The sequence below is a fragment of the Pseudomonas sp. L13 genome (assembly GCF_009935965.1).
GTDB lineage: Bacteria > Pseudomonadota > Gammaproteobacteria > Pseudomonadales > Pseudomonadaceae > Aquipseudomonas > Aquipseudomonas lactis.
Genome location: NZ_QODJ01000020.1, coordinates 41,696 through 56,604 on the forward strand (window position 1 = coordinate 41,696; position 14,909 = coordinate 56,604).

At 58.7% G+C, this 14,909-nt stretch carries 13 protein-coding genes; 2 read left to right on the forward strand and 11 right to left on the reverse strand.

The window, feature by feature from the left end; translation table 11 throughout:
* Window positions 1-3 precede the first annotated feature (3 nt).
* The 4 genes from DK871_RS12435 to DK871_RS12455 all read right to left on the reverse strand — a co-directional run bounded on the left by DK871_RS12435 (window position 4) and on the right by DK871_RS12455 (window position 5,468).
* Window positions 4-300 carry a hypothetical protein gene (locus tag DK871_RS12435; RefSeq protein ID WP_161905233.1) on the reverse strand — a complete coding sequence of 99 codons (297 nt, stop codon included), beginning with the start codon at window positions 298-300 and terminating at the stop codon, window positions 4-6.
* 842 nt (window positions 301-1,142) lie between these two features.
* Window positions 1,143-2,723 carry an aldehyde dehydrogenase (NADP(+)) gene (locus DK871_RS12445; protein WP_161905234.1) on the reverse strand — a complete coding sequence of 527 codons (1,581 nt, stop codon included), beginning with the start codon at window positions 2,721-2,723 and terminating at the stop codon, window positions 1,143-1,145.
* Window positions 2,724-2,795: 72 nt separating this feature from the next.
* Window positions 2,796-4,343 carry a UxaA family hydrolase gene (locus DK871_RS12450; RefSeq protein WP_161905235.1) on the reverse strand — a complete coding sequence of 516 codons (1,548 nt, stop codon included), beginning with the start codon at window positions 4,341-4,343 and terminating at the stop codon, window positions 2,796-2,798.
* 165 nt (window positions 4,344-4,508) lie between these two features.
* Entirely contained in the window at window positions 4,509-5,468 is a 960-nt protein-coding gene (locus tag DK871_RS12455; protein WP_161905236.1) for a LysR family transcriptional regulator, read from the reverse strand.
* Between the two features lie 120 nt (window positions 5,469-5,588).
* Between DK871_RS12455 and DK871_RS12460 the strand changes: the two genes are divergently transcribed.
* Complete coding sequence (locus DK871_RS12460; RefSeq protein ID WP_161905237.1) at window positions 5,589-6,785, forward strand: fumarylacetoacetate hydrolase family protein; 1,197 nt, start codon at window positions 5,589-5,591, stop codon at window positions 6,783-6,785.
* Between the two features lie 70 nt (window positions 6,786-6,855).
* Window positions 6,856-8,220, forward strand: coding sequence for an MFS transporter (locus DK871_RS12465; RefSeq protein WP_161905238.1), 1,365 nt, complete (start codon window positions 6,856-6,858; stop codon window positions 8,218-8,220).
* Between the two features lie 229 nt (window positions 8,221-8,449).
* Here DK871_RS12465 and DK871_RS12470 read toward each other — a convergent pair whose 3' ends face one another.
* From DK871_RS12470 to DK871_RS12500, 7 genes are all read right to left on the reverse strand, one after another.
* Complete coding sequence (locus DK871_RS12470; RefSeq protein ID WP_161905239.1) at window positions 8,450-8,869, reverse strand: SRPBCC family protein; 420 nt, start codon at window positions 8,867-8,869, stop codon at window positions 8,450-8,452.
* Window positions 8,870-8,994: 125 nt separating this feature from the next.
* Window positions 8,995-10,206 carry an MFS transporter gene (locus DK871_RS12475; protein WP_161905240.1) on the reverse strand — a complete coding sequence of 404 codons (1,212 nt, stop codon included), beginning with the start codon at window positions 10,204-10,206 and terminating at the stop codon, window positions 8,995-8,997.
* The gene (locus DK871_RS12480; RefSeq protein WP_161905241.1) at window positions 10,203-10,595 is read right to left on the reverse strand and encodes a heme-binding protein; all 393 of its coding nucleotides are present in this window, start codon (window positions 10,593-10,595) and stop codon (window positions 10,203-10,205) included. The genes DK871_RS12475 and DK871_RS12480 overlap by 4 nt, the downstream gene beginning before the upstream one ends.
* Before the next feature lie 84 nt (window positions 10,596-10,679).
* Window positions 10,680-11,399, reverse strand: a complete 720-nt coding sequence (locus DK871_RS12485; RefSeq protein ID WP_161905242.1) for an IclR family transcriptional regulator — start codon at window positions 11,397-11,399, stop codon at window positions 10,680-10,682.
* A gap of 79 nt (window positions 11,400-11,478) precedes the next feature.
* Complete coding sequence (locus tag DK871_RS12490) at window positions 11,479-12,759, reverse strand: MFS transporter (RefSeq protein ID WP_161905243.1); 1,281 nt, start codon at window positions 12,757-12,759, stop codon at window positions 11,479-11,481.
* Window positions 12,760-12,801: 42 nt separating this feature from the next.
* A complete protein-coding gene (locus DK871_RS12495; RefSeq protein ID WP_161905244.1) occupies window positions 12,802-13,659 on the reverse strand; it encodes a sugar phosphate isomerase/epimerase in 858 nt (285 codons plus the stop codon).
* 67 nt (window positions 13,660-13,726) lie between these two features.
* Window positions 13,727-14,902: a dihydrodipicolinate synthase family protein gene (locus DK871_RS12500; RefSeq protein ID WP_161905245.1), complete on the reverse strand. Its 1,176-nt coding sequence runs from the start codon at window positions 14,900-14,902 to the stop codon at window positions 13,727-13,729.
* Between the last annotated feature and the right edge of the window lie 7 nt (window positions 14,903-14,909).

A 14,909-nucleotide genomic window follows, 5' to 3' on the forward strand; every position in this document is an offset into this window, starting at 1 on the left:
GGGTTACTTGGTGTTGAGTTCGGTGCGCAGCCAGTCGGCGAAGACTTCCGCGGTGTACATGTTTTCAAGATCGGGGAAGCGCTGTGCAAGGCGCTCGATCAGGCGATCAGCTACCGGCGCGGGCTGCTCGACGTAGAGCTGTGTTCCGTCTGCCAACTCAAGTCCGAACGCGTTTAGTGCGACTGCCCTTGGTGCCCCAACAAGCCAGGCTTTGGCGATCACAGTTGCCACCGGCTTACTTTGGGCTGGAGCGGATGAATCACCTTTTGATTTTGCGCAGGGCGAATCCTTTGCCAGCATCGCACGTAGCTCTTCCCGCATAGCATCGAGCGGCAGCCACCATTCATCGCCGTAGTTGTGCCGTAGATTCGGGACGCTATCACTGCCCAGTGAATATCATCAGTGCCTTGGCGAGCTTGCCGAGCAGCTCACGCGGCACGCCGTCAATCGTTTGGTTAGACATAAAGCCCTGCTCCTTTGTATGCCATGTCCCGACGCGATCCCTTGCAGCACTGCGGACAGGTGATCACACCGCCCTTTCCGGCGCATTCATGATCTTCAACGGCGTCTCCCGTACCACCTGGCAACCTTAAACAGATCGCCCATGGCTTTCGCCGGGCAGGTCCAGGCCTCGCCATCAATCTTGAGCGGGAGTCGAGCAGGGCGGTTACCTGTGAAGAGCTCCGGCCCGATGTCGACTAGGCCTATCTGCGCAATTCAGGCCAACAGCCAAATCTTTAATCCCGATTAAAAGAAGCCCTGATTGAACTGATTTCAGCACTGTCAGTGCAGAAGATCGCTGCGGTACGGACTTTCTTGATCGCCACCTTGATCGTGCCGGCGGGGCATCATCCATACGCAGGTAGACCCATCGACCACGCTGATGCAAATGTTGAAGCCTTGCTCGATCGCCAGCGATATAGCACGGTTCACAATTTCTTGAGGCTGGTGGCCTAGCACATTGACTTCTTGATCTGAAAGGCTGGGAACCCTGATTGTCCTGGGGCTTTATGCTTGTGTGAAGACAGTAGCGGCGTTGGGGCGGGAAAGCATGATGATACCGGTATTCTCGTGCTGACGATTGACAGCGCCAGTGAAGCAAGGAACCACTGACGGGCTCCTTGTTCATGAGGTCGTTAGTACTACTGAGCGTCGCGAGTGGCTTGCCCATTCACCAGGCGAGAGATACGCAGGGGGTTGGCATCTTTCAGGGCATCAGGCAGCAAGGTGTCCGGAAAGTTCTGGAAACACACCGGGCGCAGGAAGCGGTCAATCGCCAAGGTGCCGACCGACGTACCGCGCGCATCGGAAGTTGCCGGATACGGCCCGCCATGGACCATCGAATCGCAGACTTCCACGCCGGTTGGATAACCGTTCAACAGAATCCTTCCGACCTTCTGCTCCAGCAATACCGTCAACTCGCCGAACTGCTCGAAGTCTGAGGGTTCGCCAATGATCGTCGCCGTCAGCTGCCCGTGCAGGCCATTCAGCGCGGCGCTGAGTTGCGCCTGATCGGCGACTTCGACAAACACCGTGGTCGGGCCGAACACTTCTTCCAGCAGCACTTCATCGCCCTTGATCAATAGGCTGACATCCGCCTTGAACAGTTGCGGCTGAGCCTGATTGCCTTGTTGCGGACTGCCGGCGAGATGCTCAATGCCGGGATGGGCGAGGAGTTTTTGCAGGCCTTGGCCATAGCTGCTCAAGGTCCCGGCATTAAGCATGGTTTGCGCCGGCTGATCGCCGATCAGTCCTGCGACCTGCTGAACGAAGGCGCGGAACTGCGGCGAGCGAATACCGATCACCAAACCGGGATTGGTGCAGAACTGACCGCAACCCTGAACCACCGAAGCGGTCAGGTCACGGGCGACCGATTCGGCGCGAACTTGCAGTGCCTGCGGCAACACGATCACCGGGTTGATGCTCGACATCTCGGCGAACACCGGAATCGGCTGTGCACGTGCAGCGGCCATGTCGCACAACGCACGACCGCCCTTCAACGAACCGGTAAAGCCAACCGCCTGAATTGACGGATGCTTGACCAGTGCTTCGCCGACCCCGCCACCGTAGATCATATTGAACACCCCGGCCGGCATGCCGGTTTTTTCTGCGGCGTGAATGATCGCGTCGGCCACCCGTTCAGCGGTGGCCATGTGACCGCTGTGAGCCTTGAACACCACCGGGCAACCGGCGGCCAACGCCGACGCGGTGTCGCCGCCCGCCGTGGAGAATGCCAACGGAAAGTTGCTCGCACCGAATACGGCGACCGGCCCGAGGCCGATGCGGTACTGACGCAGGTCCGGACGCGGCAACGGTTGGCGCTCAGGCAATGCCTGATCGATCCGCGCCCCATAGAAATCACCGCGACGCAGTACTTTGGCGAACAGGCGCATCTGACCGCTGGTGCGACCGCGCTCGCCTTGAATGCGTGCGGCGGGCAGCGCGGTTTCGCGGCAGACCAGCGCTACAAAGTCATCGCCCAACAGGTCCAGTTCATCGGCAATCGCATCGAGAAATTGCGCCCGGCGTTCGGCACTCAGGCTGCGATAGGCCGGGTAGGCGGCAGCGGCAGCCTTGGCGGCGGCATCGACTTCTTCGAGGGTGGCCTGGTAAAAATCGTGAGGCAAGGCTTCGCCGGTGCTGGCATCAACGCTGTTGACGATGATAGTGCCGGCAGCGCTGCGCTGACCGGCGATGTAGTTGTGGCCGATGATCGTGGTCATTTCTGGCTCCAGAAAAGAATGTTCGAATCCGCCTTGCGGGGATTTCAGGGCAATAGGGGAGGAGAGAAAGGTTCAGGTGACTGCGCCGATCTGCCAGGGCACGAATTCGTTCTGCCCGTAACCGTGCTGCTCGCTCATGCTGCGTTCGCCCGAAGCGATGCGCAGCATGAGTTTGAAGATGGCTTCACCGCATTCTTCGATGGTCATGGTGTCTTCGGCGATCTCGCCGCAGTTGATGTCCATGTCTTCGCGCTGGCGGTTCCACAGGGCGCTATTGGTCGCCAGTTTGATCGATGGCGTGGGGGCGCAACCGTAGGCCGAACCACGTCCGGTGGTGAAGGCAATCAGGTTGGCGCCACCGGCCACCTGGCCTGTCGCCGATACCGGGTCATAGCCCGGAGTGTCCATGAACACCAGGCCTTTGGCGCTGACCACCTGGGCATACTCATAGACATCGACCAGGTTACTGGAGCCTGCCTTGGCCACGGCACCCAGGGATTTTTCCAGGATGGTGGTCAAGCCTCCGACCTTGTTACCGGCCGAAGGATTGTTGTTCAGCTCTGCGCCCATGCGCGCGCAATACGCCTCCCACCAATGGATCCGTGCGATGAGTTTTTCACCGACGGCGCGGTTGATCGCCCGACGGGTGAGCAGGTGTTCGGCCCCATAAATTTCCGGGGTTTCGGAAAGGATGGCCGTACCGCCACAGGCGACCAGGCGATCCACGGCATTGCCCAGAGCCGGATTGGCGGTGATACCGGAATAACCATCAGAGCCGCCGCATTGCAATCCAATCACGAGATGCCTGGCACTCACGGGCTCGCGCTTGACCTGGTTGGCCTCCTCAAGCAACGCCTTGACCTCGGCGATGCCGCTGGCGACTGCTTTGGCGGTGCCGCCACTGTCCTGAATGCTGAAAGTACGCAGAGTAGCGCTACGACTCAGGCCCTGGGTGCTGAGCAGTCCTTCGATCTGGTTGGTTTCGCAGCCCAGCCCGATGACCAGCACGGCGGCGAAGTTGGCATGGGTGGCGTAACCAGCCAGTGTTCGGCGCAGTAAGGCCAGGCCTTCACCGGCGGGGTCGACGGCGCAACCGGCGGAATGGGTGAGGGCGACTACGCCGTCGATGTTGGGGTACGTCAGTAGCGCGGCAGGATTGATGTCCCGACGAAAATGGTCGGCAACGGCGCGGGCCACGGTGGCCGAGCAATTGACCGAGGTCAGGATACCGATGTAGTTGCGCGTCGCGACTCGACCGTCCTGGCGCACAATCCCCATGAACACGGGCTCTTCATTCAAGGGGCTGGCGGCTTTCACATCCACGCTGAATGCATAGTCACGGGCAAAATCGCCCATGGTCAGGTTGTGCACATGCACGTGTTCGCCGGCGTCGACAATCTCTGTGGCAAAACCGATGATCTGCCCGTAACGACGCAAGGGCTGGCCGGCTTCGACACGGCGTGCGGCGATTTTGTGGCCGGCGGGTATCGGCTGGCGCACGGTCACGCCTTCCTGCTCGAGTACATCGCCCACTGCCAACGGCCGACGGGCGATCAATACATCGTCCAGAGGATTGAGGCGCAGCACGGCGGCTGCACCGGTTTTCATGATCAATTCCATCTCAGACTCTCTGGCTATGAGGCGTGGGAGGTCGCTGGCGAACGGGCCGCGCCTTACCTTTGTTGCTGCACTATAAGAGTCGCCGCAGGTGGCTGCCTAATGAGACGTTTGGATTGATCGATAACCTTTTCTCATTGATTAAAGGTTTCTTGCGTAAAAAATTGCTCAACGATCGCCCGCTTCCCTTCGCAATCGGGCGAACGCCAGCAAGGTATCGGCGAACTCACGTGCAGCTTCGCTCAGCGGTTCGTCCTTGCGCGTGATGATGCCGTAGTCCTGGGGCTCGACCTTGAACGGCGTATTTAGCACTTTGAGCAAACCGCTCTGGACCTGGGGCTGGACCATCGACTCGGGCAACATCGCGAGCATCGGCCCCGATTGCAGAAGTTGCAGGAAGGTCGGCATCGAGATGGTTTCGACCGTGTTGGTGGGCGTGCGTACATTGAACTCGGTGAAGGCTTTTTCCATTCGTCGCCGTATGGGGGCATTGAAGGGGTACATGACCCAGGGCCAATCGCCGAGCTGGTCGGTCGCCACTTCATCGAACTGCGCTAAGGGATGGCGACTGTTGACCACCAGGCAAAACGGCTCGGGCCCCAGTGGGCGAAATTCGAAGGGTTGCTGATAACGCTCGTCGGTGAAGCGGGCAATGATCAGGTCGAGCTTTTTATGCTCGAGCATTTCCAGCAGTTGATTGCTGGTTTGTTCGATCACTTCGATGGACAACATCGGGCGGTCCAGCTTGATCCGGGTGATCGCCTCGGGCAGCACGACCGAGGTCGCCGCGAAAATCGCGCCGACTTTCAAATGACCATGCCCACCTTTGCGCAGCTTGTTGAGCTGATCGACGAAAGATTGCGTGTCGTCCAGGGTCATCCGCGCATAGCGGACCACGAACTCGCCGAGCTCGGTCAGGACCATGCTGCGGGTCTGCCGTTCGAACAAGGCAAAGCCGAGCAACAGTTCGATGTCGCGCAACATCTTGCTGATGGCGGGCTGAGTCAGATTCATCAGCTCGGCGGTGGTGTGCATGTTGCGGGTCCGGGCCAGCGTATCGACCAGCATCAGGTGCTTGATCTTGAGCCATTTGCTGACGCTGGCGTATGAAATCTCGTCGTTTTCCATAACTCGCTCACATCTGATCGATAACGAAACGATATCAAATGCTGAAAATATGTCATTGGGATTTATCAATCAAGTCCACTAGCTTTGCCCGGTCGTTACCGAATTGACCTGGATCTGTATATGCCCAAGCTGAGTTTGACTGGTAAAAACACCCTCCCGATCGATGGCCTGGAAGGCACGCTGATCGGTCGCGCCTGGGTGCCGGGGGAGGCCGCAGGCCCATCGCCAGTGGTACTGCGCGCCGATGGCGTGTTTGATGTGTCGCAGGAGTTTGCGACATTGAGCGATCTGCTTGAGAGCCCGTCACCGCTCGAGGCTGTTCGCGGCGCTCGGGGTCGATACATTGGCAGTGTTGACGAATTGTTGGCCAACACGGGAATGGGCTCCGACCCCGACAAAGCGTTCTTGTTGCCTCCGGCTGACCTGCAAGTGATCAAAGCCGCCGGTGTGACATTCGCTTCCAGTATGATCGAGCGCGTGATTGAAGAGCAGGCCGGTGGTGATGCGGTCAAGGCCGAGAGCGTGCGCAACGTGGTCAAGGCGGCTATCGGCGATAACCTGCGTTCGATCAAACCGGGTTCGAGCGAAGCGGCGCGGCTAAAGGCGGCGTTGATCGGGCAGGGGTTGTGGTCGCAATACCTGGAAGTGGGGATCGGCCCGGATGCCGAGATATTCACCAAGGCGCCGGTTCTCGCTTCCGTCGGCAGCGGCAACGAGGTCGGTATTCATCCCGAGTCCAGATGGAACAACCCTGAACCGGAAATCGTCCTGGCGGTGAACAGCCATGGCCGGATACTCGGTGCAACGCTGGGCAACGACGTCAATTTGCGCGACTTCGAAGGCCGCAGCGCATTACTGTTGAGCAAGGCCAAGGACAACAATGCGTCTTGTGCGATCGGCCCGTTTATTCGCCTGTTCGACGAAGGCTTTTCTCTGGATGATGTGCGCCGCTGCGTGGTCGATCTGGTCGTCGAAGGTGATGACGGTTTCATCCTGCGCGGCAGCAGTTCGATGGAGCAGATTAGCCGCGATCCGCTGGAGCTGGTAGCGCAGACTGTAAGCAGCAATCACCAGTACCCGGATGGCTTCATGCTGTTTCTGGGCACCCTGTTTGCTCCGACACAGGATCGTGAAGAGCAGGGTAGCGGTTTCACTCACAAGCAGGGCGATAGCGTCAGCATCGGCAGCCCGTTGCTGGGCACGCTGCACAATCGCGTTACCTACAGCAATCACGCCACACCCTGGACGTTTGGCCTGCGTGCATTGATGGGCAACCTGGCTGCTCGCGGCCTGGTGGCAGGTAAATCACTCCACTGATTTACCTGCCAGAGGTTCCTGGCAGATAAAAACAGTGGTCGCTGGACAATAATAATAAGGCACACAAATGATGAGCAAAAATACAACAAGACCGGATCACGAGGCAGCCATCGAGAGCGCCATCGCCAAATGCAGGTGGAAGCTGTTGCCGTTCCTGGCATTGATGTTCGCCTTGGCTATGCTCGATCGCTCCAACGTCGGCTTCGCCAAGGCGGCACTACAGGCCGATATCGGCTTGAGCAATGCCGCCTTCGCCCTGGGCGCGGGTATTTTCTTTATCGGTTATGCGATCTTTGAAGTCCCCAGCAACTTAATGTTGCACCGGATCGGCGCGCGGCTTTGGCTGAGCCGAATCATGATCACCTGGGGGTTGGTATCCGCCGCCATGATGTTCACCCGGGATGAAACGACGTTTTACGTACTGCGTTTTCTGCTCGGTGTTGCCGAAGCGGGCTTTTCCCCAGGTGTCATCCTGTACCTGACGTACTGGTTTCCGGCTCAGCGTCGTGGCCAGGCCATCGGCATCTACTATTTCGGCTTGCCAATGGCTCTGATGCTGGGCAGTCCGCTGTCGGGCTGGTTGCTGGAAATGCACGACATGTTCAACCTGACCAACTGGCAGTGGATGTTCCTGGTGGAAGGCCTGGCGGCTGTCGTCGTGGGGATCATTGCGCTGTTTTACCTCAAGAGTAAGCCACAGGATGCGCCTTGGCTGACCCGCGAGGAGAAGGCCGCCCTGAGCCAGGAGCTCGAAGCCGAAGACAAGCTCAAACTGGCCCATGGCCCGAACAACCTGATGGGCCTGATGCGCAACAAGCGCGTGCTCAAGTTCATCCTGATCTACTTCAGCGTTCAGGTCAGTGTGTACGGAGTGATCTTTTATCTGCCAACCCGAATTGCGGAGCTGCTGGGGACCAAGGTCGGTTTAGAGGTGGGCATGTTCATTTCACTGCCATGGCTGTGCGCCGCCATCGCCATGTACTTTGTGACGCGTTATGCCGACCGGCATGGGGCTCATCTGAAAATGGCGATGTGCATGCTGGGCATGGCAGCCCTAGGTATTGCGGCTTCGGCCTTGCTCAACAGCTTCGCTCCGGTACTGCTGGCTTTTTGTTTCTCAGCCGCCGGTTTCGTGACGGTTCAACCGCTGTTCTGGACGCTGCCTACCGGTTACCTCGGTGGGGTCGCTGCGGCAGGCGGCATTGCCCTGATCGGGTCTATGGGCAACATCGGCGGCTTCGTCGCGCCCATGCTCAAGGCCAACATGGAGGTCTGGTTCACTGATCCACGTGCCGGGATGTTGTCGCTGGCGGCGGCGGGGCTGGTGGGGGTTTACCTGCTTTGGACGTTGCGCGTGCCGAAAGGACAACTGCAGACCAGTCAAGGTCCGTTGGGCGGAGTGGCTAGTAAGGCACGGGCGCCTTCGAGCTCTTGAAGTCGTGGTGTTGACAATAGACCGATAGAAACAGCCGAAGCCTTTTAAGGGCTTCGGCTTTTTTTGTTTGTTTTTCAGCAGTATGTACACGAAAAGTCAGGAAATTTTTAATAGATAATCACTGCCATCAAAGGGAATGATCGGAAATGGATTGGGTAGCGTGGATCCAACCCAGCCCGGAGTGATGTCCTGCAACTCGCCGGTGCAGACATCACCCCAGTCGCCATCGTCAGTTTGTGGACTCGATGATGTTTTTCAGGTGTTCCAGACCTTCGCAGTACAGGTTCTCAAAAAGCCGAGTGACCTCAGCCTCATCTGCATCCTTGACCAAAAAGGTACTGGACCAAGAAACCAGTGTGCTGCCTTGGCCATCACTTTTGGCCGACATCGTGCCAACGTAATCAATGACCGGTGAAGGGCCCTCAAGAAGGGCGTAGGTGTATTGCTTTTGATCTTCGTCAAACGTTAGCAAGCGCTCAACAATGATTGCGCCGTCAGCCGTTTTCAGATGGCGTAGGCGCCCTCCGTCGCTGAGGGTGCTGCTCACGATGACACTGAGCCAACGGGGCAGCCAATCAAAGCCGCCCAGAAGTGACCAGACTTGTTCAATGGGACGTTCAATGGCAATTGAGACACGGACTTCATTCATGTATTTCACCTTTGTAAGAGAGGGATTTGATGGATGACTGACGCCCCATCAAAGGTGGGTGGAGTTGATCATCTGAAAAGTGAATCAGGCCAATACTGTCGGTCTGGCAGCTTCAAAAAATTGCCTTAACCGACAGTCGAACTCCTGCGTACATGGCGCTGATCTCTACGGTTGCGCGACACCAGCCAAACCAGCGGTAACTGCGCAACGATGACCGTCACAACGCCCGCCCACGGTGTGAGGGCGATATGCCCGTTGTTGACCAGGGCACTGCCGCTGGTTTCTCCCAAGGCGATGCCTAGGTTGAATGCCGAGATGTTCAGTGCCGAGGCGAACGCTATGGCTTGTGGGGTGAAACGCTCAGCGGTGGCCAGCATCCCCGACTGGGCTGCAGGTGACAGGCCGAAAGCCAGTGCTCCCCAGAAAAACAGCATCACGACCATGGGCATTTGATAGGGCAGCAAGAGCGCGACAGCGGCCAGTATCAATGCCAGCATTACGAAGATAATGCGCAGTGCAGGTTGCCAGCCAATTGCGGCCGCTAGCCGGCCGCCGCCGAGATTGCCCGCCAGTGTCGCGATGCCGAATACGACCAAGAGCAGATTGGCGGTTTCGGTGGAAAAACCGCTGATGTCGGTGAGGATCGGCGTGATAAAGGTGAACGCGGCGAAGCTTGCACCGAAGCCCAATACGGTCACTGCCATCATCGCCAGAATGGCTGGATGCCCGAGTGCCGCCAGTTGAGTCAACGCCTTTCCCGAGGGTGGCGTTGGCACGTTAGGCAGCCATAGTGCGGTAGCCACCAGGGCCGCTGCGGCCAACAACGCGACGGCATAAAACGGCAGTCGCCAGCCCATGCCGTTGCCCAGGAAACTGCCGAGCGGTACACCGACAACCATGGCTAGCGTCAGGCCGGCGAACATCGCTGCGATGGCTTTACTTGATTGTCCCTTCGGCGCCAGGCTGGCGGCGACGGTGGCACCGATAGCAAAAAAACTGCCATGCGCGAGTGCTGTCACAACGCGTCCTGCCAACAGCGAGGGATAATCGGTGGACAGTGCGGCCAGCAGGTTCCCGCCCAGAAATAGAGCAATCAGCGTCAACAACACCGGCTTTCGCGGCAGCCGTGCCAAAGCCAGCACCATCAATGGCGTACCTATGGCCAGCGCCAGCGCGTACAACCCGACCAGGCTGCCCGCCCGCGCCAGTGGTACGTCGAGGTCAGAGGCGATAGCAGGAAGAACTCCCACGACAATAAACTCAGCCATACCGATAGCAAAGGCTGTCACCGCCAATGCCAGCACGCCTGGATGAATACGTTGCTTTAACTGATTCATGGACGGCCTACGGCCTGCAGGGCGATCACTTGATCGGCCTCGACGGTGGCACCGGCGACGCCTACGGCACCGATGGCCTGGCCCTGGTCATCGTGCAACACCACGCCACCACCAAAGCTGATCAGCCCACCGTTGGTGGCTTCCAGCGAGTAGATGGCTCCACCCGGTTGCGCCTCCACACCCAGTTGCGCACTGTCGGTGCGGAACAATGCCGCAGTGCGCGCTTTTTTCAGCGAAACGTCGATGGCGCCTGGTACGGCGTTATCCATTCGGACGAAATGGCGCAGAAGTCCGGCATCGTCGACCACGCTGATGCAAACGGCGAAGCCTTGATCACGCGCCAGCGCTTTTGCACGGTTGATCACTTCCAGGGACAGTTGCTCAAACATTCGGGACTCCATTGAGTAAAACGACAGAGTCCCAATGATCCCGATGATTGCTTTTCAGGGGAATATGCGCCAGGCCATTGGCGACTAAAGTTTGAGCATGTCGAACATTTCTCGCATGGCTTGGGTCGCCACCTTGTGCAGCGCATTTTTGGGCAAGCGCGATGCCGGTGCCGCTACGCCGAGTGCCGCGACTACCCGACCTTGCAAGCGTAGGGGTAGCGCTACGCAATTGAGCCCGGCCTCGGCTTCTTCCAGGTCCAATGCATAGCCATCTATGACGATGCTGGCCAATTCATTCTCCAGTTCTATCGGTAGCAATTGCGCTCGGCGCAAACTGCGGCGCAAGTCTTCGTCGAATGCCAGGAATATCTTGCCAATGGCCGAAGTGGTCAGTCCCGCGCGGCGCCCGCGCGGACTGGCAACGCGCAGGCTGCCGGTACCTTCAAGGGCGTCCATGTAGAAGTATTCGCGAGTGCCACAAGGTGCCGCGAGAAAACAGGTTTCGCCAGTGCGTTCAGCTAGCGTGCGTAGCGCAGGGGCGAAGGCTTCGCGCAGTAACGCATCAGCGTCGTTCAACGGCTGCGCGATCTCCCGCAAACGTAAGCCCAGGGCGTAGTGAGTGCCGCGACGGGCGATGTAGCCCATGGCGGCCAGGGTATTGAGCAATCCGTGCAAGGTACTTTTGTGCAAGCCCGATTGCCCCGCAAGGTCTACCAAGCGGATTTCGCCATCTGCCGCCGCGATGGTCTCAAGAATCATCATCGCGCGTTCGACGGACTGTATGCCTTTGTTCTCGTTGATCATGTGAGGGACGTTCGTTGGCCTGTAATGAGTCTGAGGTCCACGAGGCGCAAAGCCTCGTGGTTCGGCGAAAGCCCGGATATCAGGTTTTCACAGGTTCTTGAAGCACGGACGCGCCACCACTGCCCATGAGCCGCATGATTATCCATGCGGTCAGGTAAGAACTCGCGCACACCATGAAGATCAGGTTATAGCCGAGGGTGAGATTCTCCATTGTTTTGTAGTGCTCCAGAACCAGGCCGACGATGAATGGAAAGATCATCCCGCCCACAGATCCCGCCGTGCCACCGATGCCCATGACCGAGGCGACTTGCGAGCGTGGGAAATTGTCCGCCACGGTGGTGAACAGGTTGGCTGACCATCCCTGATGCGCAGCCGCCGCCAGGCTCAGCAGGCCGACCATGACCCACATGTTGTCGACGTAGCTTGAGAGTCCAATCGGTAAAACCAATACTGCCATGATCAGCATTGCGCTGTTGCGAGCTTTTCGTGTCGACCACCCGGCGCTGATCATTCTCGACGATATCCAGCCACCCCCCACGCTACCGATGGATGTTGCGCAGTAAACGATCATCAGCGGCAGGCCGAGGTGTTTGAGGTCGAGTTCGAAGCGACTGGAGAAGTAGGACGGCAACCAGAACAACATGAACCACCAGATCGGATCGGTGAGGAACTTGCCGGTGACGAACACCCAGGTCGAGCGCAGCTTCAGCAGATCGGCCCATTTGACCTTGTCGACGGGTTCAACCTGAGCACCCTGATTGATGTAGGCCCGCTCTCTGGCACTGATCCGTGGGTGTGCGGTGGGGGAGTGGTAAAAAATCTTCCAGAAAACCAGCCAGACAAAGCCGGTCAGGCCGGTAATGACAAACGCCGACTCCCAACCGTAAGTGGCGGCGAGCCAGGGCACGCAGGCGGGTGCCAGAATCGCCCCGACGCTGGTCCCGGAGGTGAGAATGCCGACCGCCAGGGCCCGCTCTTTTTTCGGGAACCACTCGGACACGGCTTTGATCGCCGCCGGGAAGTTGCCGGATTCCCCAAGTCCCAGCAGCGCCCGCATGTACATGAAGCTCAAGGCGGAGTGCGCCGCTGCATGGCCGATCGCCGCGATGCTCCAGACCGTGATGCACAAGCCATAACCGAGCTTGGTGCCCAGACGGTCGATCAGTTTGCCGAAGACCAGCAAGCCACCTGCGTAGCTTGCTTGGAAGACAATGACCAGATAGCTGTAGTCCGTCTCGCTCCAGTGAAACTGTTGCTCCAGCAACGGCTTGAGCAGGCCGAGAACCTGACGGTCGAGGTAATTGATGGTGGTGGCGAAAAACAACAGCGCGCAGATTTGCCAGCGGTATTGATGGGGCATGGGAGCATCTCTCTTTTTATTGTTATCGAGGGTGCACGACGTTTAGCAGCAGCTTTGCAAACGTTCGGCGCAGGTGTGCAGGACTTCGGCCTCGTCGCGTTTCCACCAGGTATCACGGGAAAAAATTTCCACTTCGACGGCGCCGTCATAACCGGCTGCTTCAACCTGTTGGCGAATGCCGCGCAGATCAATCACACCATCGCCCATCATGCCGCGATCGAGCAGCAGGTCCCGGGTGGGCACCAGCCAGTCGGACAGATGCAGGCCCAGGATTCGCTTTTGCGCGCCGGCGCGTTGTATCTGCTCGTGCAGTTTGGGGTCCCACCAACAGTGGTAAACGTCCACGGCGACGCCAAGGCGTTGGTAGTTTCCCGGCTCCAGTATCTCGCACAGGTCTAGTGCCTGTTCCAGCGTCGACAGGCAGGAGCGGTCCGCCGCATACATCGGGTGCAGGGGTTCCAGCGCCAGTGAAACCTGATGCTGTCTGGCATGTTCAAGCAGAAGGGCCAGGCCTTCGGCTACTTGATCCCGTGCGGCCGACAGGTCCCGAGAGCCATCGGGCAAGCTGCCGACCACCATGATGAAAGACTGCGCTTGCAATTCGGCAGCTTCCTCAATGGCCCGCAAGTTGTCCGCAATGGCGGCGTCGAAGCCCTGGCGCGTGGCTGCCGGAATGAAGGTGGAGCGGCAATAGGCATTGACCTTGAGTCCGGCGTCGCGCAAGTGCCGGCGAATCTGGTCGGGGGTGCGGCCCTGCATATCCCTGCGCCACGGGGCGACATAGCCGAATCCCGTGCGGGCGATGAGGTCCAGGGTCTGCTCGATGGGCAGACGATGGCCGAGGGTGGCGGTGTTGATCGAACAGCGATCGAGGTGGTTTTCCAGCGAGCGGTATGACATTCAATTCTCCACGATGGCCGAGGATTCGGTTGCGCAGCGCAGCCTTCGCGGCGCTCCGCGGACAGCCTCAAGCGCCTACGCCATAGAGCCCAAGGAAGGTTTTCATCCGGGCCACGGCCAGTGCCGGGTCGCTGAGCAGTCCGGCCTGGTCGGCGAGGCGGAAAATCTCGCAGAAGTAGGGCAGGGGCCGCATGGCTTGCTGGCCACCGAGCATGATGAAGTGTTCCTGGTGGCCATTGAGGTAGGCCAGGAACACCACACCGGTTTTGTAATACTGGGTGGGGCTGCTGAAAATCAATCGCGCCAGTGGCACGGTAGGATTGAGGAGTGCGTAGTAACGAGCCAGGTCACCTTCGGCCAATGCCGCCAGTGCGTGGGAGGCGGCCGGTGCAATGGCATCGAAGATACCCAGCAAGGCGTGGGAAAAACCTTGCTCATCGCCGACGATCAGTTCCGGGTAGTTGAAGTCGTCGCCGGTGTACATCTTCACCGAGTCGGGCAAACGTCGACGTAGGAGGATTTCCTTCTCTTTGTCGAGCAACGAGATTTTGATCCCGTCGACCTTGTCGGCATGCTCGTGAATGATTTCAAGGCAGGTATCCAAGGCCTCCTCATACTTCTGACTGCCCCAATAGCCTGTCAAGGCGGGGTCGAACATGTCGCCCAGCCAATGCAAAATCACCGGCTCCCGAGCATCGGACAGCACTTGGCCATAAACCTTTTTGTAGTCTTTCGGACCTTTGGCAACCTTGGCCAAGGCGCGGCTGGCCATGAGAATGATGCGCCCGTCGAGCTTATCGATTGCGTTGTGCTGTTCATCGTATGCCTTGAGCACATCGTCAAGGCTGTTGGCATCGCTTGCTGCCAACTGATCAGTACCGCAGCCGGAAAAAATCACTGCATGCTTGATGTCGCGGGATTCTTCGAGCGTGCGCTGGATCAGTTCCAGCGCCGTTGGCCAATCGAGGCCCATTCCGCGCTGGGCGGTGTCCATCGCCTCTGCAATGCCTAAACCTTGCTGCAAAAGGTAACGTCGATAGTGAAGGGTTTGTTCCCAATCGATGGCGGCTTTGGTACCGGGCTGGTTCGCGCTGAACGGATCAGCGACGACGTGCGCGGCGGACAACGCGATTCGGTTGGCGGGCAAAGGCTTGGCCGGTGGCAGTAGCGGCTCGCCAATCAAGGTGTATTTCTGCAGCGAACGGTCCGCGTCAGAGGTCAACAGGTCGATTGTTAAAGGCATGTGCTTG

Excerpts from the sequence above, each read along its gene's own strand:
- DK871_RS12445 (WP_161905234.1), bottom strand. The coding sequence starts at position 2,723 with ATGACCACGATCATCGGCCACAACTACATCGCCGGTCAGCGCAGCGCT.
- DK871_RS12490 (WP_161905243.1), bottom strand. The coding sequence starts at position 12,759 with ATGCCCCATCAATACCGCTGGCAAATCTGCGCGCTGTTGTTTTTCGCC.
- DK871_RS12465 (WP_161905238.1), top strand. The coding sequence starts at position 6,856 with ATGAGCAAAAATACAACAAGACCGGATCACGAGGCAGCCATCGAGAGC.
- DK871_RS12470 (WP_161905239.1), bottom strand. The coding sequence starts at position 8,869 with ATGAATGAAGTCCGTGTCTCAATTGCCATTGAACGTCCCATTGAACAA.
- DK871_RS12480 (WP_161905241.1), bottom strand. The coding sequence starts at position 10,595 with ATGTTTGAGCAACTGTCCCTGGAAGTGATCAACCGTGCAAAAGCGCTG.
- DK871_RS12475 (WP_161905240.1), bottom strand. The coding sequence starts at position 10,206 with ATGAATCAGTTAAAGCAACGTATTCATCCAGGCGTGCTGGCATTGGCG.
- DK871_RS12500 (WP_161905245.1), bottom strand. The coding sequence starts at position 14,902 with ATGCCTTTAACAATCGACCTGTTGACCTCTGACGCGGACCGTTCGCTG.
- DK871_RS12495 (WP_161905244.1), bottom strand. The coding sequence starts at position 13,659 with ATGTCATACCGCTCGCTGGAAAACCACCTCGATCGCTGTTCGATCAAC.
- DK871_RS12450 (WP_161905235.1), bottom strand. The coding sequence starts at position 4,343 with ATGGAATTGATCATGAAAACCGGTGCAGCCGCCGTGCTGCGCCTCAAT.
- DK871_RS12435 (WP_161905233.1), bottom strand. The coding sequence starts at position 300 with ATGCTGGCAAAGGATTCGCCCTGCGCAAAATCAAAAGGTGATTCATCC.
- DK871_RS12460 (WP_161905237.1), top strand. The coding sequence starts at position 5,589 with ATGCCCAAGCTGAGTTTGACTGGTAAAAACACCCTCCCGATCGATGGC.
- DK871_RS12455 (WP_161905236.1), bottom strand. The coding sequence starts at position 5,468 with ATGGAAAACGACGAGATTTCATACGCCAGCGTCAGCAAATGGCTCAAG.
- DK871_RS12485 (WP_161905242.1), bottom strand. The coding sequence starts at position 11,399 with ATGATCAACGAGAACAAAGGCATACAGTCCGTCGAACGCGCGATGATG.